Source organism: Pseudomonas sp. NPDC087614, from assembly GCF_044743485.1.
GTDB lineage: Bacteria > Pseudomonadota > Gammaproteobacteria > Pseudomonadales > Pseudomonadaceae > Aquipseudomonas > Aquipseudomonas baetica_A.
In genome coordinates this window covers 1-22,004 of record NZ_JBIUWN010000016.1, presented here as the reverse complement: position 1 = coordinate 22,004, position 22,004 = coordinate 1, and the positions used below count along the sequence as shown (strand labels likewise).

The window sequence follows — 22,004 nt, the reverse complement described above, 5'->3', positions numbered from 1 at the left end:
GACTTCAACTATCAACGAACAAGGAGTTCACATCATGAAAAGCATTTCTCTGGAAACCAACAAAATCGCAAACCTGGCTTTTCTGGTTGCACCTAAAGCCCGCTAAGTGAGTCAGGACGCCGTGGAGTGCCGGCAACGCGGCGTCCTTTCGACTTTATCCAGAGTGAATGAATACCATGCACATAAACCCTTATCTATTTATATTGCCGCGCTCACCTGGACAAATAGTCTGGAACTACAAAGAGCACACCCAACATGAACTTGACCTGAACTATTCGACCCGCCTTGCACAACTAATAAACAACCCAGACCTCTTCGACCCACACAACATAATAGACACGCAACTATTAAGCGCCGGCATTCTAACCGTTTCAAAAATAGACAACCCGCCATGGGGTTGGGATGAACTGTCGAAGATCTATCACATCGGCACTCAAAACATTCCCTGCGAACACAGCCCGCAGAATATTCATGAGTGGTCCAGGCTATATCTGGCGCACTGCAACGAAGTATTGGCCACCCCGGCTCCCGCAACAGACCGGCCCATGCATGTGGCCGGACAGCGCATCGCTTTGCCCCTCCCGCGCAGTTTGAACGACGACAGCCTGAGTAACGCACTGCTCCAGCGCAAAACCTGTCGCTCCTACACCGGCGCAGCGATGACGCTCGATGACGTCGGCACCCTGCTTTACCTTTCTCTCGGTTACCTCCATGAACGCGACCTCAATCGCGACGACAGCATTGCCCAAGACCTTGGCGCACGCCGCAGCAGTCCGTCCGGTGGTGGCCTGAATGCATGCGAAGGGTTTCTGCTGGTGCGCAACGTCGACGACCTGGAGCCCGGCATTTACGCCTACCACCCTGCCGAACACACCATTAGCCGGGTCAATCCCTTGCCTCAACCGGCGCTGGGCGACTTGCTGGGCGGCCAGCACTTCATCAACAACCTGCCGCTGGGATTGTTCATCACCGCTCGATTCGATCGGCTCTGGTGGAAGTACGAGCACTCACGCGCCTATCGCATGGCATTCATTGAGGCGGGTCATCTGTCGCAGACCTTTCAACTGATCGCCACAGCACTGGGTCTCAACACCTGGTTGACCGGTGCATTTGCCGACAAGCAGGTCGAAACGCTCCTCAAAATCGAGGGAAGCGCTGAACAACCTTTGTTCTTTGTTGGCTGCGGAGAAAGCGACGGACAGGTGATGTGCCAGGAAATGCGTGATCTCTTGCGCGAGGTACAAGCATGACCCTCCCTATCCCGGATTCGAACGAAGTACCGGTGTCATGGGCGCTCAAATTCACCCTGGGGGATTGGGACAGCCGCGCCTCGGTACGCAGCAGTACCCACGACTATCAATTGCCGGACGATGTGCTGCAGCAACTGCAAACCCGCTACTGGTTTCCACCGGCCTTTTTGCCTTATCTGGCCCACCCGGCCATCGAGGCCGCCGGACGCGAAGTGCAACACCGACTGACGGCCAACCATCTGGTGCACTTTCTCGATTACACCACCCTGCTCGAACATCGCATCGTCAATCGCGCGGTTGAGGTCATCGTTCATCGGGAACTGCCTATCTACGTGCCTCTGCCAATGAAACACGCGGCGCTGCAACTTTATACCGACGAGGGCTACCACGCGTTGTTCTCCAATCGTCTCGCGGAGCAGATCGCCGGGTTCTACGGGATGAGCGCACGTCCGGCGATTCCGAAGCGGATCACTCGCATGAACGCACTGATCGTCCGCACCCCGCAGAAGCACCGTGCACTGGCATGGCTTCTGCTTGGCTTCGTCTCGGAGACCATCATTGCCCGGGAGCTGCTGGACGTCTGTCGCGACAGTCTGGTGTCCAGCGTGAACGACATGCTGCGCGATCACCTGGCCGACGAAGCCCGCCACAGCCGCTACTTTGCCGAAGTGTTCCATTACTTCTGGCTTTCGATGAACAGTCGCCAGCGCACGTTTGCAAGCAGAACGCTGCTGGAGATCATCGGGCTTTTCTTCGAGGTCGACGAACGCTGGCTGCAACAGAGCCTGCGCGGTGCGGGCATTGCCGACAGCGACGTGATGGACATTGTCGCCAGCATGGCAACGGTGCAGGCCAACCGCGCGCGCGCACGTTCAGGCTCCATCGCTACGCTGGATGCACTGCGCAAGGCCGGATTTTTCGCAACGCCCCATAACCAGACACTTTTTGCCAAGGCAGGACTGATCGATGGATAACGGAAAGTACGCGGTAATCACACGCCAGCGTCGCGGGGCTGTCGGCCTTTTACTGGCCATGGTGCTGCTGGGCGTGTTTCCACTGGATGTCCTGCTTCCATCATTTCCGGCACTGGCGGCGCATTTCCGCAGCACACCGGCGGACATCGCGCTTTCAATCAGTCTGTTCGCCGTGGGCATCGCATTTGCCCAGTTGTTGATCGGCCCGCTATCCGATGTGATCGGACGCAAGGGCTTGCTGCTCGCCGGTATGAGCGTATCGATGCTCGGCGCCCTCGGTTGCGTGTTGACCGGCGACTACACGCTGTTCCTGATATTCCGGGTGGTGCAGGCACTGGGTTGCGGCTGTTTTGTGCTGTCCCAGGCACTGGTGCAGGACCTGTTCGAAGGCGAGGAGCGTGATCGCTTGCGTATTCTGATGGTCACCGCCACCGGGATTTTTATCTCCGTGTCGCCGCTGGCCGGCACCTTTCTGCAAGCCACCCTCGGCTGGCGCGGCAGTTTCGGGGTGTTCATCGCGCTGTCCGCCACGGTGCTGATCAAGGCATGGCTGTTTCTGGAGAACACTCGCCCTGTCGTCAGCGGCACGCACCCGGGTTTCCTCAAGGCCTATCGACGGGTGCTGGGAGATTTCGACTTTGTCGGCTACTGGCTGATTTCAGCCTTCGCATTCGCCTGTCATTTCTCCTTTATCGTGATTTCCCCACTGATCTTCATGGATCAACTGCAACTGTCGGCCTATGATTTTTCGCTGATCCTGCTGGTGTACGGCGCTGCGTATGTCGTCGGTGGCATCATCGCCACCGTACTGAACCGACGCATCACGCCGGGCCGGCAGATCATCACCGGGCTGAGTCTGATCCTGCTGTCAGGTTTGGTGATGCTTTATCTGGCGGCCAACCATGCACTGGCCCCAGCCACCGTTCTGATTCCGATGCTGATCTGCACGGCCGGCACCACCATCGCACGACCGGCAGCCACCTCGCGGGCCATGGGCCTGTTTCCCGAAAACGCCGGCACGTCGGCTTCGGCTGGCAGCACGATCATTTTCATTTGCGGCGGAATAATCAGTGCATTGATCAGCCTGAGCCCGGCCAACCTGCAATCCACGCTGGGTTACTGCTTTGTTTTGCTCAGTGGCGTGGCTCTGGCGTTGAACAGGAGGGTGAGCCGCCGCGCCAACATGCTCAAGATCAACACGACCGCGCAACCGGATGGCGAATAATCCTGCCAGTCGTCATCCCGCAACCGCCGCTGGCACTGCAACAACACTTTGCGCCATTCCCTCCAGACGCCAGCGGTGTAGAATCGCCAGATTCATCGCCATTCATCCCCCGGCGGGTTTATGAGCTCAGGCTGAGACCAGCGGCGATCCCGCAACGTCATCGGCCACTTCCAGACACACGGCCATTACCGGGTGTTCCAGACGTCAATAGAAGCTCACTTCCCCTTTGATACCTGATTAGCCGCCCGGAGTGCTTCAATGCCTGATTACCGTTCGAAAACATCCACCCACGGCCGCAACATGGCCGGCGCCCGCGCACTGTGGCGCGCCACCGGGATGAAAGATGACGACTTCAAAAAGCCGATCATCGCCATTGCCAACTCGTTCACCCAGTTCGTGCCGGGCCACGTGCACCTCAAAGACCTGGGCCAACTGGTCGCTCGCGAGATCGAACGCGCCGGTGGCGTAGCGAAAGAATTCAACACCATCGCGGTGGATGACGGTATCGCCATGGGTCACGACGGCATGCTCTATTCGCTGCCGAGCCGTGAAATCATCGCCGACTCCGTCGAATACATGGTCAACGCCCACTGTGCCGACGCCATCGTGTGCATTTCCAACTGCGACAAGATCACCCCGGGCATGCTGATGGCCGCCCTGCGCCTGAACATTCCGGTGATCTTCGTTTCCGGCGGCCCGATGGAAGCCGGCAAAACCAAACTCGCGTCCCACGGCCTCGACCTCGTCGACGCCATGGTGATTGCCGCCGACTCCAGCGCTTCTGACGAGAAGGTTGCCGAGTACGAGCGCAGCGCCTGTCCGACCTGCGGTTCCTGCTCCGGCATGTTTACCGCCAACTCGATGAACTGCCTGGTGGAAGCCCTGGGCCTGGCATTGCCGGGCAACGGTTCGACCCTGGCCACCCACAGCGATCGCGAACAACTGTTCCTGCAGGCCGGCCGGACCATCGTCGAGTTGTGCAAGCGTTACTACGGCGACAACGATGAGGCGGTATTGCCGCGCAACATCGCCAACTTCAAGGCGTTCGAGAACGCGATGATGCTCGACATCGCCATGGGCGGTTCGACCAACACCATCCTGCACTTGCTGGCAGCCGCTCAGGAAGCCGAGATCGATTTCGACCTGCGCGACATCGATCGTCTTTCGCGCAGCGTTCCACAACTGTGCAAAGTTGCGCCGAACATCCAGAAGTACCACATGGAAGACGTGCACCGCGCCGGCGGTATCTTCAGCATCCTCGGTTCTCTGGCCCGTGGCGGCCTGTTGCACACCGATCTGCCGACCGTACACAGCCGCAGCATGGAAGAAGCCATCGCCAAGTGGGACATCACCCAGACCACCGATGAGGCCGTGCACCACTTCTTCAAGGCAGGCCCGGCGGGCATTCCAACCCAGACTGCGTTCAGCCAGTCGACCCGTTGGGAAACCCTGGATGACGACCGTGAAAATGGCTGCATCCGCAGTTTCGAACACGCCTACTCGAAAGAGGGTGGCCTGGCCGTGCTGTACGGCAACATCGCGATGGACGGCTGCGTGGTGAAAACCGCCGGTGTCGACGAGTCGATCCATGTGTTTGAAGGCAACGCGAAGATCTTCGAAAGCCAAGACAGCGCCGTGCGCGGCATCCTCGCCGACGAAGTGAAAGAAGGCGACATCGTCATCATTCGCTACGAAGGTCCGAAAGGCGGCCCGGGCATGCAGGAAATGCTCTACCCGACCTCGTACCTGAAATCCAAAGGCCTGGGCAAAGCCTGCGCCTTGCTCACCGACGGCCGATTCTCCGGCGGCACTTCGGGCCTGTCCATCGGCCACGCTTCGCCAGAAGCCGCTGCTGGCGGTGCGATCGGTCTGGTGCGCGATGGCGACAAAGTGCTGATCGACATTCCGAACCGCTCGATCAATCTGTTGGTCAGCGACGAAGAACTGGCGGCTCGCCGGGTCGAGCAGGATAAGAAAGGCTGGAAACCTGTGGAAGTGCGTCCACGCAAAGTGACCACCGCGCTCAAGGCTTACGCCCTGCTGGCGACCAGTGCCGACAAAGGTGCTGTGCGTAACAAGGCGATGCTTGACGGGCTGTAAGCGTCAATCGCAGGAACAAAAATGCCTCGCCAAGTGCGAGGCATTTTTTTGTCTGGCCAGATTCCCCAGACACTGAAGATCAAAACTGTGGGACTGTCAGTGCACCCTGAATCCGGGCGCCCACAGAAGATCGGGGCTTACTGGATGTCTTCGGGTTTGACGATCACCCAGTTCTTGTCTGCCGTCACCGGCAACCCTTCCTTGGCCTGCGCCGCAGCGTGCTTGGCCATCATGCCGTTCAACTGCGTCATGTATTTGTCTTTGCGGTTGATCCACAAGTGAATGCCGCCCTTGGCCACGTCGACATCGTGGAACAGCATGTATCCGTCACTGGTAGGGGTGTCGCCGCCCACCAATACTGGTTTTTTCCACTCGTCGATGTAAGTCAGAATGGCGGCGTGCTTGCCGGCCATCCACGTCGCCGGGGTCCACAGGTAGGGCGTCAGTTCGAGGCCGAGGTTGGCCTTCTCGTCATATTTGCCGGCGGTGATCTGCTTGCGCGCGGTGGTCAGTTCGTTGGTCTCGCGGTTCTTCAGCATCGTCGTCACGCCAATCACGTTCTGTGGTTTGACGTTGTAGCCGTACTTCGGATCGGCGGCGACCATGCGCACCAGTTCTTCAGACGCGGCGGTCATCACATAGACCTCGATGCCGTTCTCCATCAGCTTGTTGTAGAGCTCTTGCTGCCCGGTGAAGATTTTCGGCGGATTGACGTCGAGCGTCTTGACCACATCGCCGTCGTAATAAGTCGCCGGCACGGGTTTGCCCGAAGCCATCAGTTCATCGACGTAGCCTTTGAGTTCCTTGAGGGTGAAGCCGGAGAACACCTGCGCCACCCACGGGTAGCAGACCATGTCGTCGACTTCGCAGAGGCGATAGTAGTAACTGAACAGGCTTTCCTTGTGGTCGGCGGTGTCCTTGAACGGAATCAGTTTCAGGGAGGGGTCGAGTTTGTCGCGGGTGATCAGGCCCTTGTTTTCCATGAACGGCAACAAGGACTCTTCCAGGTCATAGCGGTAACTGGTGTTGTCCATGTCGAACACCGCGTAGTTACCTTTGTTGGCATTGGCGGCAATCATCGCGTCCAGCGCCTTGGCCTGATCGGCTGGCCAGTGTTTCAAATCGGTGGCGAATGCCTGACCGGCCAGGCCCAACCCCACAGTCAGTGCGACAGCCAGAAATTTCGGTGCAAACTTCATAAGCCCTTCTCCCTGATCAAAGAGACCGACGGTAACAAATAAGTGTGACCGTTTTCATCTGTCAGCGACCGTCCACGTCTCCATCACGCCAGATGCATTTCCCAGAGCGACGCCTACTTATTCCAAAAGCGACTATTACCCTGCGTTTTCGGTATTAATTCATTTGAAATCAAACTGTTAGGCTTGCCGGTTCGCAGCAGCCCCGCAAGGCTGCTGGCAAAGTCTTTCCTGGAGTTCTCATGAATCTACCGTTGATTCTCAACCTGCTGGTGTTCCTCGCCCTGCTCTTGGGTCTGGCACAAACCCGCCGCACCCATTGGAGCCTGGCGAAAAAAGTCCTGCTCGCGCTGGTGCTCGGCGTCACGTTCGGTATTGCTCTGCACGCCGTTTACGGGGCGGGCAATCCAGTGCTGAAAGCCTCGATTGGCTGGTTCGATCTGGTCGGCAACGGTTATGTGCAGTTGCTGCAAATGATCGTCATCCCGCTGGTGTTCGCTTCGATCCTCAGCGCGGTGGCCCGCCTGCACAACGCCTCGTCGCTGGGCAAGATCAGTTTCCTGACCATCGGCACGCTGCTGTTCACCACCGCGATTGCGGCGCTGGTCGGTATCGGCCTGACCAACCTGTTCGGCCTCAGCGCCGAAGGTCTGGTGGCTGGCACCCAGGAAATGGCCCGTCTGCAAACCATTCAGACCGACTACGCCGGCAAGGTCGCCGAACTGAATGTGCCGCAACTGCTGCTGTCGTTCATCCCGCAGAACCCGTTCGCCGATCTGGCGCGGGCCAAACCGACTTCAATCATCAGCGTGGTGATTTTCGCCGCATTCCTTGGTGTCGCCGCGCTGCAACTGCTCAAGGATGACGTCGAGAAAGGTCAGAAAGTGATCAACGCCATCGACACCCTGCAAGCCTGGGTGATGCGCCTGGTGCGCCTGGTGATGAAGCTGACCCCGTACGGTGTACTGGCGCTGATGACCAAAGTGGTGGCTGGCTCCAACCTGCAAGACATCATCAAACTCGGCAGTTTCGTGGCGGTGTCGTACCTCGGTCTGGGCCTGATGTTCGTCGTTCATGGCCTGCTGGTGTCGGCGGCCGGGATCAACCCGCTGCGTTTCTTCCGCAAGATCTGGCCGGTGCTGACGTTTGCATTCACCAGCCGTTCCAGTGCAGCGAGCATTCCGCTGAGCATCGAAGCGCAGACCCGCCGTCTGGGCATTCCACAATCGGTAGCCAGTTTTGCCGCATCGTTCGGCGCGACCATCGGCCAGAACGGCTGCGCAGGCCTGTACCCGGCGATGTTGGCGGTGATGGTAGCGCCGACCGTAGGCATCAACCCGCTGGACCCGCTGTGGATCGCGACGCTGGTGGCGATTGTGACCCTGAGTTCGGCCGGTGTGGCGGGCGTAGGTGGCGGTGCGACGTTTGCCGCGCTGATCGTGCTGCCGGCGATGGGCTTGCCGGTGTCACTGGTAGCCTTGCTGATTTCGGTTGAGCCGCTGATCGACATGGGGCGTACAGCGTTGAACGTGAGTGGCGCAATCACCGCCGGTGCGATCACCAGTCAGGTGATGCAGCAGACCGATAAAGCACTGCTCGATGCCGATGAGCATGGGCAGTTGGCACAGGCTTGAGTTGTTCTTTGCCTGACCTGCCCTCTTCCACATTGGATTTGTGTCGATCACAGATCCAATGTGTGTGTGGGCTTGCTCGGGGCGGCGTTCCGACGAAGCTCTTAAGCTTTTTCCCAGACCTCGAAGGTGTACGCCGGTTTGTCGCCTTCGGCCGCATTCGGCACATTCGACACCAGCTTCCACTGGTTAAGATCGAACGCCGGAAACCACGCATCGCCTTCCGGGCTCAGCGCCACACGGGTCAGGTACAGACGATCCGCCTGCGCCAGCCCTTGCGCATACAACTGCGCGCCGCCAATCAGCATCAGTTCATCGACGCCCTGTTCCTTCGCCCATTGCTCGGCGCGAACCACCGCGGCTTCGAGTGATGGATAAACCTCAGCGCCTTCCAACACCAGATCGGCCTGACGACTGACCACGATGTTCAAGCGCCCGGGCAGCGGACGACCGAGGGAATCCCAGGTCTTGCGCCCCATGATGATCGGCTTGCCGAGGGTCGTGGCCTTAAAGTATTTGAAGTCCCCCGGCAGGTGCCAGGGCATGCTGTTATCGACGCCGATCACGCGGTTTTCACCGAGGGCTGCGATCAGGCTTAAGGGGAGTGTTTTAGTCATGCCGGCGAGGATACCAGAGCCTCGCTTGACCCGATAAGCGCCACAGCGGTTATGCTCACGGCTCAATTGAGCGACGGGATGCCGCGTGACACAACTGACTCCACTGCAAAACCTCTGGCTGACCGAAACCATCCGCCTGCGCGAAGAACACGCGGGGCCTCTGGATGATCTGGAAGCCAATCGTCTGGCCCGCGCGGCTGGCGGCGATCTGCCGAGCCGTATTCAACGCCGTGCCTTGTGGCTGGCCGAGCGTGACGGGCTGACCAACGCACTCAAGCACTGGCTGCAAGGCGCGCGTCTGGCGCTGGTGCTGCTGATGATGTTCGCCGTGTTGAGCGGCGCCGGACTGGCCTTCGCCGCGCTTGGGCAAACCCCGGTCAATGTGTTCTGGGCCTTGGGCAGCCTGCTCGGGCTGAATCTGATTCTGCTGCTGAGTTGGGCGACGGGGCTGATTTTTGCCGGCGAACACGGCGCCACCCTCGGGCGCCTGTGGCTATGGCTCAGCGAAAAACTGGCCCGCGATGCCAAAGCCGCGCAACTGGCGCCGGCCCTGCTGCTGATGCTGCAACGCAAGAAACTCAATGGCTGGGCCCTCGGCGCAACGGTCAACGGCCTGTGGCTGCTGGCGATGCTCAGCGCGCTGATGCTGCTGCTGACCCTGATGGCGACCCGGCGCTACGGCTTCGTCTGGGAAACCACGATTCTCAGCGCCGACACGTTCATCAACATGACCCAGGCCCTCGGTTCGCTGCCGGCGCTCCTTGGCTTCAACGTGCCGACGGTCGAGATGATCCGCGCCAGCGGTGCCGGCGCACTGGATATTGAAAGCGCCCGTCAGGCCTGGGCAACGTGGCTGGTCGGCGTGCTGATCATCTACGGCGTGCTGCCGCGTCTGTTGCTGGCGCTTTTCTGTTTTTGGCGCTGGAACAGCGGCAAAGCCTCGCTGCGTCTGGACCTGAACCTGCCCGGCTACGCGCAATTGCGCGAACGCCTGATGCCGACCAGCGAACGCCTGGGCGTCACCGACGCCGCGCCTGAGCAATTGCACCGCGTCGAAAGCAGCGTCAGCGAACACGCCAGCGAAGGCGCATTGCTGGTGGCGATCGAACTCGACGAGCAACGCCCATGGCCGCCGGCGCTGCCGAAAAACGTCAGCAACGCCGGCATCCTCGACAGCCGCGAGTCACGCAACAAACTGCTCGAACAACTCAGCCGCTTCCCCCCGGCACGTCTGGTTATCGCTTGCGATCCACGGCGCTCGCCGGATCGCGGCAGCCTCGCGCTGATCGCCGAACTGGCGCGCAACGCCAGCGCCACCCGCGTCTGGCTGCTGCAAGCGCCGCCCGGTGAAGCGCTGGACGCCGAACGCCTCGGCGACTGGCACATCGCACTGCAACAGTTGGAACTACCCTTTGCTGATTGCGCGCCGTTGAACTGGCTGGAGAACGGTCATGACTGATGCCTTCAAAGCGCCGCTGAAACTCGCCGTGGTCGGCCACACCAACGTTGGCAAGACTTCGCTGTTGCGCACGCTGACCCGCGATGTCGGTTTCGGCGAAGTCTCGCATCGGCCAAGCACCACCCGGCATGTCGAGGGCGCGCGACTGTCGGTGGACGGCGAGCCGTTGCTCGACCTCTACGACACGCCGGGGCTGGAAGACGCCATCGCCCTGCTGGATTTTCTCGAACGTCTGGAACGCCCCGGCGAACGCCTCGACGGCCCGGCGCGGCTGGCGCGGTTTCTCGACGGCAGCGAGGCGCGCCAGCGCTTCGAACAGGAAGCCAAAGTGTTGCGGCAACTGCTCGCCTCCGACGCCGGTTTGTATGTGATCGACGCCCGCGAGCCGGTGCTGGCCAAGTACCGCGATGAACTGGAAGTGTTGGCCAGTTGCGGCAAACCGCTGCTGCCGGTGCTCAATTTCGTCAGCAGCGCCAACCACCGCGAACCGGATTGGCGTGACGCGTTGGCGCGTCTTGGTCTGCATGCGCTGGTGCGTTTCGACAGCGTGGCGCCGCCCGAGGATGGTGCGCGACGGCTGTATGAAAGCCTCGCCTTGTTGCTGGAAAACGCCCGGCCGCAACTGGAACGCTTGATTGCAGATCAGCAGGCACAGCGACTCGCCCGGCAGCACAGTGCAGCGCGGTTGATTGCCGAATTGCTGATCGACTGCGCCGCGTGCCGCCGCAGCGTGGTCAGCGAAGCCGAGCAGGAACAGCAAGCCATCAGCGAACTGCGCAAGGCTGTGCGCCAGCGCGAACAGAAGTGCGTCGAAGCGCTGCTCAAGCTGTATGCGTTTCGCCCGCAGGATGCGGCGGCGAGTGATCTACCGTTGCTCGATGGCCGCTGGGGCGATGACCTGTTCAACCCGGAAACCTTGAAGCAACTCGGTGTGCGTGTGGGGGGCGGGATCGCTGCCGGGGCAGCCGCCGGGGCTGGCGTGGATTTGCTGGTGGGCGGCATCACCCTCGGCGCGGCGGCATTGGCCGGGGCAATTGCTGGCGGTGCGCTGCAAACGGCGCGCAGTTATGGCAGTCGCTTGCTCGGCAAGATCAAAGGCCAGCGCGAGTTGACGGTGGATGACGCCGTGTTGCGGCTGTTGGCGTTGCGCCAGCGCCAGTTGCTGCTGGCCCTGGATCAGCGCGGGCATGCGGCGCTGGACGCGGTTCAGGTTGCCGCACCGCAGGACAAAACCTGGCGACAGGGCAAGTTGCCGGAGGCGCTGAGCAAGGCGCGGGCGCATCCGCAATGGTCGTCGCTCAACCCGCATGCGAAGTTGAATCAGGCGCAGCGGCAGGAGCAAATTGAGTCTTTGGCTGAGGATTTGTAGCGCCTGAGCCGGCCTCTTCACGAGCAAGCCCGCTCCCACAGAAAAACGCATTCCCCCGGGCTTGCTCGCGAATGAAGGTCTTGTGACCTGCCATCAAATGTCCCCCAGCAACTGCGCGACATTGCGCTCGGCCATGGCCGGACCGACGCTCATGCCGACGCCGGTGTGCATCAGCGCCACACTCAGCCCCGGTGCCGGGCGCAGGAACGAAAACGGCCCCGGCCCACGGGCGCCATAGACACCCTGCCAGCGCTCGATCACTTGCACCTTGCAGCCGAGGGTGTGTTCGGCCAGTTCGAGCATCCAGGTGTCGACTTGCTCGGCGTTGAACGGCGACGGATCGCTGCCGTAGTGGTGCGAATCTCCGATGATCAACTCGCCATACGGTGTCGGACTGATCAACAGGTGAATGCCGTTTTCATGCAGGTGCGGTTGTTCGCGCAGGATCTGCGCCTGCACCGCAGCCGCTTCCGGCAAGTCGGCGAAGGCGCCGTAGTGCACGCCGCTCAACCCCGTGAGCAAGGCGTGTTGCAGGTTCAGCTCGACGTGCGGTTTGGCGCGGAGCATTTGCAGGCGGCAGATTTGCGGGTCGAGCGTGGCAATCGGTTCGGCCAGCAGCGTCTGATAATCATGGCCGGAGCAGACGATGATCTGTTTGGCGGTGAACGAACCGGCCGTGCTGTGCAGACGCCCCGGCTCCACATCGCGCACCAGCGTCGAGAAATGAAATTCGACGCCGAGGTCGCGGCGCAGGTAATCGATCAATGCTGGAATCGCTTCACGCGAATACAACTGTTGATCGTCCCTCCCGTGCAAGGCTGCACGGTGATGGCTGAACTGACCGCTGTAGAGGTCGCGCAACGCGGCGCCGCGCAACAAGTCGACGTTGTAACCGTGTTCCACGGCGCGGCCGGCGCAAAAGGCTTCGAGCAGGTGTTCTTCAGCTTCAGTGCGGGCAAACAGGTACGAGCCGTTACGCTTGATTTGCAGGCCGGCGAGCTGCGCCCAGTCGCCCCAGATCTCGCGGCTGGCCTTGGCCAGTTCGAGCATTGGCCCGGGTGGCTGGCCGGTGACCAGTGCCTGGCCGAAGTTGCGCACCGAGGCGCCGAGGGGCGTGGCCGTGCGTTCGAAAACCGTGACTTTGAGACCGCGTTTGGCGGCGGCATAGGCGTGGGACAGGCCGAGGATGCCGGCGCCGACGATCAGCAGGTCGTTGTGTTGTGTCATGGAAATTTTCCCTGAATGGGAGACCGCCTTCGCGAGCAAGCCCGCTGCCACAGGGGATTTTGGGTGCCCACAGAATGTGTGTTCACTGAAGATCCAATGTGGGAGCGGGCTTGCTCGCGAAGCGGCCCTGTCAGTCGATAAAGAGCTTACTTGGCGACGACTTTCTCGGACTTGCCGTCATAGCGCTTGCGCCACTCGGCCAGGATCTCGTCGCGATGCTTCGAGGCCCAGGCAAAGTCGTTTTTGATCAAACGCTGCTCGTAATCAGCCGGCAATTCGGTCTGCGGCTTGGCAATCCCCGGCTGCGCGAGTACGGCGAAGTTCTCCTTGTACAGATCCATCGCCTCGGCGCTGGCGGAGAAGTCGGCGAGTTTCTTCGCGGCTTCTTCATGCGGCGTGCCTTTGATCACGGCAGTCGCCTCGATCTCCCAGCCCAGGCCTTCCTTCGGCAGGATGATGTCCAGCGGCGCGCCCTGGCGCTTCAACTGAACGGCCGGGTATTCGAAGGAAATACCAATCGGGAACTCGCCCGCCGCCGCCAGTTTGCAAGGCTTGGAGCCGGAGTGAACGTACTGGCCGATGTTCTGGTGCAGGCCGTCCATGTACGCCCAGCCCTGCTTCTCGCCGAAGGTTTGCAGCCAGGCGCTGACGTCGAGGAAACCGGTGCCGGACGACGCCGGGTTGGGCATGACAATCTTGCCTTTGTACTCAGGCTTGGTCAGGTCCTGCCAGCTCACCGGTTTGCTCAAGCCCTGCTTCTCGGCTTCGACGGTGTTGAAGCAAATGGTCGCGGCCCACACGTCCATGCCGACCCAGGCCGGCGGGTTGGCGGCGTCGCGGTAGTTCGCGCCGATCTTGCCCAGATCCTTCGGTGCGTAACTTTGCAGCATGCCTTGCTGGTCGAGGATCGCCAGGCTCGAGGCGGCCAGGCCCCACACGGCGTCAGCCTGCGGACGGGCCTTTTCGGCCAGCAGTTTGGCGGTGATGATCCCGGTGGAATCGCGCACCCATTTGATCTCGACGTCCGGGTTGGCCTTTTCGAAGGCGTCCTTGTAGGACTTCAGTTGCTCGGCTTCGAGGGCGGTGTACACCGTCAACTCGGTTTTCGCCGCGAAGGCATTCAGGCTGAAAGTGGCGAGCACAGCAGCGGCCAGGGCCATAGGCTTGAACATGATCGTTTTCCTGTCTTTTTGAGTTGAGGGCTACGGGAAACATCAGTGACCGGGCGCGGTTTGCCGCCAGGCCTGGGAACGGCGCAGCAAACCGCGCGAAGCCCACGCCAGCAGCAAGGACACGCCCGCCGAGGTGAACAGAATCAGGGTCGACATCGCTGCCGCGCCGCCGACGTTGCCGGCGTCATCCATGTTCAGCACCGCCACCGCCGCAAGAATGGTGTCCGGGCTGTAGAGGAAGATCGCCGCCGACACCGTGGTCATCGCCGAGACGAACAGGTAGCGCACGATGTCCAGCAACGCCGGCAGGCAGAGCGGCACGGTCACGCGCAGGTAATGCCGATACAGGGGCGCCTTGAGCGACAGCGCGGCGGCTTCGAACTCGGCATCGAGCTGGCGCAACGCGGTGGTTGCGGTCATTTGTGCGGTGGTCAGATAGTGCGCAATGGTGCAGACGATCAGCAGGGTCATCGTCCCGTAGAGCACATGCAGCGGGTTGCCGGTCAGGTTGAAAAAGAACACGTAACCCAGACCAAGCACCAACCCCGGCACCGCCATCGGCACGAAACTGAGCATGCGCAACGCCAGATTGAGGCCGCGTTGCGTGCGTGTTTTTTCCATCAGATACGCGCCGGTGAAGATCAGCACACTGCCAATCAGCGCCGTACCCAGCGCCATCTTCAAACTGTTGCTGTAGGCCAGCCAGCCACCGCCGGCGGTTTCGTTGAACTGATAGTGGTTGAGCGACAGCGACAGGTTGTACGGCCAGAACTTCACCAGCGAGGAGAACACCGCCATGCCGAACACCAGCAGCAACGCCGCGCAGATCAGCAGGACGATGACCAGATAGCAGCCATCACGCACTTTCGACGGCGCCGGTTTGAACACCTGGGCGCGGCCACTCATGGAGTCGCCGTGACGTCGACGCAACCACGCATCGACGCCAAAGCTCAGCAGCGCCGGCAGCAACAGCACCATGCCGATCAACGCACCACGGCCGAATTGCTGCTGGCCGACCACGGCTTTATAAGCCTCCAGCGCCAACACTTGATAGTCGCCACCGACCACCACCGGCACACCGAAATCGGTGATGGTCAGGGTGAACACCAGACAGAACGCGGCGAACACAGCCTGTCGGGTCGCCGGCCAGGTGATGCTGCGAAACGCCTTGGCCGGACTGGCGCCCATGCTCGACGCCGCATCGAACAGCCGCGCATCGGCCAGCGACAGCGCCGACAGCAGAATCATCAGCGCATGGGGAAAGGTGTAGATCACCTCACCCAGCACAATCCCCCAGAACCCGTAGATGTTGTCCGAGAGCAGCCCGCGCAACAGGCCTTGATTGCCGAACAGATAGACCAGCGCGATCCCCGGCAGCATCGACGGCGCCATCAGCGGCAGCAGGGAAATCCCGCGCCAGATGCCTTTGGCCGGAATCAACGTGCGTTGCAGGGCGTAGGCAAACAGGTAGGCCAGCGGTACGACGATGGCCGCGACGCTGAGGGAAACTTTCAGGCTGTTGCCGAGCAGCCAGTGAAAGTTCTCGCTGGTCGCCAGTTCTTTCGCGGCGAGCCAGCCACCGCCCTGCCCGGCTTCGCTACTGAAGCCGCGCCAGAAGATCGCCAGCAACGGCAACAGCACCGCAACGCCAAGCAGTACCAGCAGCAGGAGTTTGCCGCCGACGACGAAGATGCGGTCGCCGATCTCGGCACGAGAAGTCTGACGCACCTGCTTATGCGGGAGCGGCAGCGCGAGGTGGCTGCTCATCAGGCAAACACCTGCAGGCTGCGCGGCGGCAACGCAACCATGATCTGCTGGGCGCCGAGGCGCGGCATGGCCTCCGGCGCCAGTTCGGCGAGCAGCGCGTGGCCGGGCAGTTGATCGAGTTCGAAGCTCATGCGGCAGCGGTTGCCGAGGAAGGTGATCTCGCGGACTTTGGCCGGGAACAGGTTTTCTTCGTGCACCAGCGGATTGACGTTGATCGCTTCGGGGCGGCAGAACAATCGGCCCGAGGCGCCGCTCACGCTGCCATCCGCCAGACGCACATCCATCCCGCCCACCCGGGCGTGGCTGGCGCTGCTGCGCTGGAACGGCAGCCAGTTACCCTGCCCGACAAACTCGGCCACAAACGGTGTGGCCGGGCGGTTGTAGATGTCCTGCGGGGTGGCGTACTGCTCGACCCGGCCGTTATTCATCACGGCGATGCGGTCGGCCATCAGCATGGCTTCGTCCTGATTGTGCGTGACCATCAGGGTGGTGATGCCGAGGTTGCGTTGCAGTTGGCGCAGTTCGGTACACAAATGCTCACGCACCCGGGCGTCAAGGGCCGACATCGGTTCGTCGAGCAGCAGCAGCGACGGTGCCGGGGCCAGAGCGCGGGCCAGTGCCACCCGTTGCTGTTGGCCGCCGGACAATTGGCCGGGGTACTTTTTCTCACTGCCGGTGAGGCCGACCAGTTCCAGCATCTCACCGACGCGGCGGCGCACTTCATCGCGACCGCTGCCGGCGAGGCCGTAGGCAATGTTCGCCTCCACCGTCAGATTGGGGAACAGTGCGTAGGACTGAAACAGAATCCCGTAGTCCCGGGCCTGCGGGGCGAGATTCGAGACATTGCGGTCACCGAGGTACAACTCGCCGCTGTCCTGCTTTTCCAGACCGGCGATGCAACGCAGCAACGTGGTCTTGCCGCACCCGGACGGGCCGAGCAGGCACACCAGTTCACCGGCCGCGACGTCGAGGGAGACGTTATCCAGTGCGGTGAACGCGCCAAAGCGCTTCTGCACGCCGCGCACTTTCATCGGTGCGCCGGGGTGAGTCAGGGTGGTTGCGATGGCAGGATTCATGGGACAGACCTCATCAAGCAGATGAGGCAAATCCTAGCGTTGTAATGCGTCCGTCATGTGGCTGTGAGGCAAAAACGGCTGATAGTGGTATTCGGGGATTTTGGTTTGGGCTGAGGTTCTGCATTGCCTGGTCTGACGCCTTCGCGAGCAAGCCCGCTCCCACAGGGGGAACGCATTCCAATGTGGGGCTTGCTCGCGAAGAGGCCCAGACATTCACCAAAAGATTCAGGCGATCGACACCTCTAGCCTCCACTCAGTGGCACATGGGCATGCGCCGCTGAGCGCGTTGATCACTCGGTCGGCACTAACCTGTCCAGCACACGATTGACCGCCAGCTCGGCCAGCATCACCACCTGGGCGATGCCTTGCAGGGTTTTGCGGTTCGAGCCTTCAACCATTGCTGCGTGGTTGTGGAGCATGACGGTGGCGGAGCCGAGGGTTTCACTGGCGTCGGCCAGCAGGGATTCGGTGTCAGCCTCAGGGTGTGCCATGTAGAGCGTGTTGGGGGTGTAGGACGTGGCCATGATGGCGGCGGCCGGCGGGCAGAGATAGTGGTCGAGGGCGCGCTCGGCGGCTTCGTGGAATTTCTTTGAATCGGGCGATTCGTAGGGGGATGCCGGATCGGAGATCGGCGGGTTTGGCGTTAGTTTGAACATTGAGTCTTTCTCCAGTAGAGCCGCAGCCATCTCGCTACTAAACGAAAGGGGTGGCAGCTGTGCGCAAGTTAGTAGACCGGCAGAAGACTCAAGACCCGGCGCACCCGAAGATGCCATGCGCACAGCCACCATCAAGTGCAAGCAAGCGCCCGACTGGATGATTCTTGTGCAGCCGTAAGTCAACTGATCCGGGCTACTAAACCCGATCACTGGAAATCAGTGATGCGAACCAAGTTACGCAGCCAGCCCAAGGCGCACAAGCCGGCGGATTCTGGTGCATGCGTAGGCAGCGGCGCAAGGATTTGTAGGCTGACGGGCGTAACACCGAGTGTCTTTAAACACCTGCGCTGGAAAGGGTTTAGTGCCCTACAGAGATTGGGGATTTACCTGTCGGATTTTGCTGCGGCGACTGACCCCTTCGCGAGCAGCCCGCTCCCACAGGGGGAACGCATTCCAATGTGGGGCTTGCTCGCGAAGAGGCCGGCACAGGCACTGAAAGATCTCAGGCCGGGGACATTTCCTGCGCCAACCCCAAAAACGCCGCCGGCAACCGCGCGCCCTTCCTCTCCTTGAGGCAGTACAGGTACTCGGGAATCTGCGGCGCATGCTCAAGGGTCAGCACCTTTAGCTGCGGATCATGCGGCACTTCCTGGCGGGCAATGATGCTGATGCCAATGTTGCGCAACACCGCCTCGCGAATCGATTCACGGCTGCCGATCTCCAGCAGCGGCCCGAAACTCACCCCGGCGCTGGCCAGCAACTCTTCGGTCAACCGCCGCGTGGTCGAACCCGACTCGCGCATCAGCAACGTATGCCCGACCAACGCACTCAGCGACACATGCTCATGCACCGCCAGCGGGTGATTGCGATGCACCGCCAATACCAGCGGATCCGTGCCGAGTACCCGACGAATCAGCCGCGCATCATCCAGCAACTGCGACGACGCGGCGACATCGACCCGGTAATCCTCCAGCGCTTCGAGCACCTGCTGCGAGTTGCCGATTTCCACCGACACGTCCACCTGCGGCAGGCGTTCGCGAAAAGTCTTCACCAGATCGAGGATGTAATACGGCGCGGTCGCGGCGATTCGCAACGTGCCTTGCACCTGGCCGCTGTTGCGCAGGAAAAACTCGATATCGGCTTCCTGCTGCAACAACGCCTTGACCATCGGCAGCAGCCGCGCGCCTTCGTCGCTGACACTCAATCGGCGACCGCCACGGTAGAACAGCTCTACCGAATAGTGGCTTTCAAGGTTACGAATCTGCGTGGTCACGGTCGGTTGGCTGAGGCCGAGTTTTTTCGCCGCCAAAGTGATGCTGCCCAGACGGGCCACCATGTAAAACGCCTTCAGCTCGGCACTCAGCACAACCACCCCTCATCGTCTATTTGCGCAACAGGCGCAAACCGTTGAACACCACCAGCAGGCTCACGCCCATGTCGGCAAACACCGCCATCCACATGGTGGCGAGCCCGGCGAAGGTTACCCCAAGAAAGATAGCCTTGATCACCAACGCCAATGCAATGTTCTGTTTCAGGATGCTGGCGGTATCGCGAGACAGGCTGATGAATGCGGGGATCTTGCGCAGATCGTCGTCCATCAGGGCGACATCGGCAGTTTCGATAGCCGTGTCGGTGCCCGCTGCGGCCATGGCAAAACCGATCTCGGCGCGGGCCAATGCCGGGGCATCGTTGATACCGTCGCCGACCATGCCGACCCGGTGGCCCTGTGCGTAAAGCGCTTCGATGGCTTGCAGCTTGTCGGTCGGCAACAAATCGCCCTGAGCCTGATCGATGCCGACCTGCGCGGCAATCGCCTGCGCGGTGTGGACGTTATCGCCCGTGAGCATCAGGGTTTTCACGCCCAGCGCATGCAACTGGCGGATCGCTTCGCGACTGGTCTCCTTGACGGTGTCGGCCACCGCAAACAGCGCCAGCGGTCCGGACTTGTCGAGCAACAGCACCACGGATTTGCCCTGTTTCTCCAGCGCGAAGAGTTTTTCTTCCAGCGCCGGGGAGCACAGGTTCAGCTCTTCAACCAGACGATGGTTGCCCAAGTAGTAGACCTGGCCGTTGATCTCGCCTTTGACGCCACGGCCGGCCAGCGCTTCGAAGTTATCCACAATCTGCGCCGCGAGGTTTTTATCCACAGCGGCGTTGGCGATGGCCAGCGACACCGGGTGATCGGAACGGCCGGCCAACGCGGCGGCAATCGCCGGGGCGGTGGCGTTGGCCGTCGGATCGAGGGACAGGTAATCGGTCTGCACCGGTTTGCCGTGGGTGATGGTTCCGGTTTTATCCAGCGCCAGATAATCGAGCTTGAAACCGCCCTCCAGGTACACGCCGCCCTTGACCAGAATGCCTTTGCGCGCCGCCGCCGCGAGGCCGCTGACGATGGTCACCGGGGTGGAAATCACCAAGGCACATGGGCACGCGACCACCAGCAACACCAGCGCGCGGTAGATCCAGTCGAACCACACCGCGCCCATGAACAGCGGCGGGATGATCGCCACGGCCAGGGCCAAGACGAACACCGCTGGGGTGTAGATTGTCGAGAATTGATCGACGAAGCGCTGGGTCGGTGCGCGTGCACCCTGGGCTTGCTCGACGGCGAGAATGATCCGCGCCAGGGTCGAGTTGTTCGCCGCTGCGGTCACCGTGTATTCCAGCGAACCGGCCTGGTTGATGGTGCCGGCGAAGACTTTATCGCCCACGGTTTTCTCCACCGGCAGGCTTTCCCCGGTGATCGGCGCCTGATCGATGGTCGAACGGCCGCTGACGACTTCACCGTCCAGCGCAATACGCTCGCCGGGTTTTACCCGCACGCGGGCGCCGAGTTCGACGCTTTTCACTTCCTGTTCGAGCCAGCGACCGTCAGCCTGCAATACGGTCGCCTGCTCCGGGGTCATTTGCATCAGACCGCTGATCGCGTTGCGCGCACGATCCAGCGAACGTGCTTCGATCAACTCGGCCACGGTGAACAGGAACATCACCATCGCCGCTTCCGGCCATTGGCCGATCAACACGGCACCGGTCACGGCGATGCTCATCAGCGCATTGATGTTGAGGTTGCGGTTCTTCAGGGCAATCCAGCCCTTTTTGTAGGTGCCGAGGCCACCGCTGAGGATCGACACCAGCGCGATGATCGCCACCACCCAGGTCGGCGCGGCGTTGGTGAAGTGGATCACTTCGGCGGCGAGCGCACCGACGCCGGACAGCGCCAATGGCCACCAGTGTTTTTTCACGGGGGCCGGGGCTGGCGACTCGACGCCCGCCTCCAGCGGTTCGGCGTGCATGCCGAGGGATTTGATTGCCTCAGTGATGGGCTCGGTGCCTGGCAGCGTGTGGGTCACACCGAGCACGCGGTTGATCAGGTTGAATTCCAGTTGCTCGACGCCGGCCAGTTTGCCGAGTTTGTTCTGGATCAGCGTCTGTTCGGTCGGGCAGTCCATCGCCTCGATGCGAAAGCTGCTCAGCCGGGCGTCGGCGCTGGTCTTTTCGCTCAGTAGCACCCGTGCAGGTGCGGCGGCTTTCGATGCGCAGCAAGCGTCGCCGCCGTGGTCATGTTTATGCACAGGCTGCAATTTATGGCTGTGGTCGTGCCCCGCGTGGGGTTTGTGGGAGTGCAGGGAATCGCTCATTGGTCGCGTCCATGAAGGTGCCTGTTGCCAAGTAAAGACCCTGTAGCCACTATAGGGTCAAGCACCCTTTTGGAGATTGCCGTCATGAAGATCGGAGAACTGGCCAAGCTGACCGATTGCGCCGTCGAAACCATTCGTTACTACGAGCGCGAAAACCTGCTGCCAGAGCCCGCCCGCAGCGACGGCAACTACCGCGTCTACACCCAGGCCCACGCCGAACGCCTGACCTTCATCCGCAACTGCCGCACCCTCGACATGACCCTCGAAGAAATCCGCAGCCTGTTGGCCATGCGTGACAGCCCGCAGGATCAGTGTGAAAGCGTCAACACGCTGATCGATGAACACATCCAGCATGTGAAGGCACGAATTGACGGGTTATTGGCGTTGCAGACACAACTGCTCGACCTGCGCCAACGCTGTGGCGAAAGGCCGGGGGCCGATCAATGCGGGATTTTGCAGCGGCTGGAAGTGAGTGGCGGGGTGGTGGCGACGGAGGTGGAGCATTCGCATGTGGGCCGTAGTCACGGCCATTAAGAACACCCGATAACCAATGTGGGAGATTCTATGGTTCATGCCTAGCCCCTAAACCGCTTTAGGGGAGTATTCGCTCTGGTTTTTCAACAGAGCAAATACCACCCGGGCAAGCT

General features: G+C 61.2%; 17 protein-coding genes. 8 read left to right on the top strand and 9 right to left on the bottom strand.

Annotation, left to right across the window (positions count from 1 at the left end; all coding sequences use genetic code 11):
• The first annotated feature begins 176 nt into the window (after positions 1 to 176).
• The 4 genes from ACIOWA_RS08910 (at position 177) to ilvD (ending at position 5,549) form a co-directional block, all read left to right on the top strand.
• Positions 177 to 1,250, top strand: coding sequence for a SagB family peptide dehydrogenase (locus tag ACIOWA_RS08910; protein WP_339430499.1), 1,074 nt, complete (start codon positions 177 to 179; stop codon positions 1,248 to 1,250).
• Positions 1,247 to 2,224: a diiron oxygenase gene (locus ACIOWA_RS08905; protein WP_339464683.1), complete on the top strand. Its 978-nt coding sequence runs from the start codon at positions 1,247 to 1,249 to the stop codon at positions 2,222 to 2,224. The genes ACIOWA_RS08910 and ACIOWA_RS08905 overlap by 4 nt, the downstream gene beginning before the upstream one ends.
• Entirely contained in the window at positions 2,217 to 3,449 is a 1,233-nt protein-coding gene (locus ACIOWA_RS08900) for an MFS transporter (protein ID WP_401159343.1), read from the top strand. The genes ACIOWA_RS08905 and ACIOWA_RS08900 overlap by 8 nt, the downstream gene beginning before the upstream one ends.
• A 258-nt stretch (positions 3,450 to 3,707) precedes the next feature.
• A complete protein-coding gene (ilvD, locus tag ACIOWA_RS08895) occupies positions 3,708 to 5,549 on the top strand; it encodes a dihydroxy-acid dehydratase (RefSeq protein ID WP_339430373.1) in 1,842 nt (613 codons plus the stop codon).
• A 137-nt stretch (positions 5,550 to 5,686) separates the two neighbouring features.
• Here the strand turns inward: ilvD and ACIOWA_RS08890 are convergent, their stop codons facing one another.
• A complete protein-coding gene (locus ACIOWA_RS08890; RefSeq protein ID WP_339430374.1) occupies positions 5,687 to 6,748 on the bottom strand; it encodes a haloacid dehalogenase-like hydrolase in 1,062 nt (353 codons plus the stop codon).
• 239 nt (positions 6,749 to 6,987) lie between these two features.
• Between ACIOWA_RS08890 and ACIOWA_RS08885 the strand changes: the two genes are divergently transcribed.
• Positions 6,988 to 8,379 carry an L-cystine transporter gene (locus ACIOWA_RS08885; protein WP_339430375.1) on the top strand — a complete coding sequence of 464 codons (1,392 nt, stop codon included), beginning with the start codon at positions 6,988 to 6,990 and terminating at the stop codon, positions 8,377 to 8,379.
• A gap of 101 nt (positions 8,380 to 8,480) precedes the next feature.
• Here the strand turns inward: ACIOWA_RS08885 and ACIOWA_RS08880 are convergent, their stop codons facing one another.
• Positions 8,481 to 8,993 (bottom strand): dihydrofolate reductase, encoded by a 513-nt coding sequence (locus tag ACIOWA_RS08880; protein WP_339430376.1) that lies wholly within the window; start codon positions 8,991 to 8,993, stop codon positions 8,481 to 8,483.
• Positions 8,994 to 9,078: 85 nt separating this feature from the next.
• On the opposite strand from ACIOWA_RS08880, the gene ACIOWA_RS08875 reads away from it, so the two are divergent.
• Together ACIOWA_RS08875 and ACIOWA_RS08870 are read left to right on the top strand one after the other, a co-directional pair.
• Positions 9,079 to 10,452 carry a DUF2868 domain-containing protein gene (locus ACIOWA_RS08875; protein ID WP_401159339.1) on the top strand — a complete coding sequence of 458 codons (1,374 nt, stop codon included), beginning with the start codon at positions 9,079 to 9,081 and terminating at the stop codon, positions 10,450 to 10,452.
• Positions 10,445 to 11,821, top strand: a complete 1,377-nt coding sequence (locus ACIOWA_RS08870; protein WP_339430378.1) for a GTPase/DUF3482 domain-containing protein — start codon at positions 10,445 to 10,447, stop codon at positions 11,819 to 11,821. The genes ACIOWA_RS08875 and ACIOWA_RS08870 overlap by 8 nt, the downstream gene beginning before the upstream one ends.
• Before the next feature lie 93 nt (positions 11,822 to 11,914).
• Here ACIOWA_RS08870 and ACIOWA_RS08865 read toward each other — a convergent pair whose 3' ends face one another.
• The 7 genes from ACIOWA_RS08865 to ACIOWA_RS08835 form a co-directional block, all read right to left on the bottom strand.
• The gene (locus ACIOWA_RS08865) at positions 11,915 to 13,048 is read right to left on the bottom strand and encodes a TIGR03364 family FAD-dependent oxidoreductase (protein WP_401159337.1); all 1,134 of its coding nucleotides are present in this window, start codon (positions 13,046 to 13,048) and stop codon (positions 11,915 to 11,917) included.
• A gap of 146 nt (positions 13,049 to 13,194) precedes the next feature.
• The gene (locus tag ACIOWA_RS08860; RefSeq protein WP_401159334.1) at positions 13,195 to 14,220 is read right to left on the bottom strand and encodes a putative 2-aminoethylphosphonate ABC transporter substrate-binding protein; all 1,026 of its coding nucleotides are present in this window, start codon (positions 14,218 to 14,220) and stop codon (positions 13,195 to 13,197) included.
• A gap of 42 nt (positions 14,221 to 14,262) precedes the next feature.
• On the bottom strand, positions 14,263 to 15,987 hold the full coding sequence (locus tag ACIOWA_RS08855; protein ID WP_401159332.1) for a putative 2-aminoethylphosphonate ABC transporter permease subunit: 1,725 nt from the start codon (positions 15,985 to 15,987) through the stop codon (positions 14,263 to 14,265).
• Positions 15,987 to 17,063: a putative 2-aminoethylphosphonate ABC transporter ATP-binding protein gene (locus tag ACIOWA_RS08850; protein WP_401159329.1), complete on the bottom strand. Its 1,077-nt coding sequence runs from the start codon at positions 17,061 to 17,063 to the stop codon at positions 15,987 to 15,989. Before ACIOWA_RS08850 ends, ACIOWA_RS08855 begins: the two co-directional genes overlap by 1 nt.
• A 290-nt stretch (positions 17,064 to 17,353) precedes the next feature.
• The gene (locus tag ACIOWA_RS08845; RefSeq protein ID WP_401159327.1) at positions 17,354 to 17,719 is read right to left on the bottom strand and encodes a DUF6124 family protein; all 366 of its coding nucleotides are present in this window, start codon (positions 17,717 to 17,719) and stop codon (positions 17,354 to 17,356) included.
• Positions 17,720 to 18,221: 502 nt separating this feature from the next.
• Positions 18,222 to 19,085 carry a LysR family transcriptional regulator gene (locus ACIOWA_RS08840; protein ID WP_339539156.1) on the bottom strand — a complete coding sequence of 288 codons (864 nt, stop codon included), beginning with the start codon at positions 19,083 to 19,085 and terminating at the stop codon, positions 18,222 to 18,224.
• A 16-nt stretch (positions 19,086 to 19,101) separates the two neighbouring features.
• Entirely contained in the window at positions 19,102 to 21,357 is a 2,256-nt protein-coding gene (locus tag ACIOWA_RS08835) for a heavy metal translocating P-type ATPase (protein WP_401159325.1), read from the bottom strand.
• 84 nt (positions 21,358 to 21,441) lie between these two features.
• On the opposite strand from ACIOWA_RS08835, the gene cadR reads away from it, so the two are divergent.
• The gene (gene cadR / locus ACIOWA_RS08830; protein WP_339430384.1) at positions 21,442 to 21,891 is read left to right on the top strand and encodes a Cd(II)/Pb(II)-responsive transcriptional regulator; all 450 of its coding nucleotides are present in this window, start codon (positions 21,442 to 21,444) and stop codon (positions 21,889 to 21,891) included.
• Positions 21,892 to 22,004 lie beyond the last annotated feature (113 nt).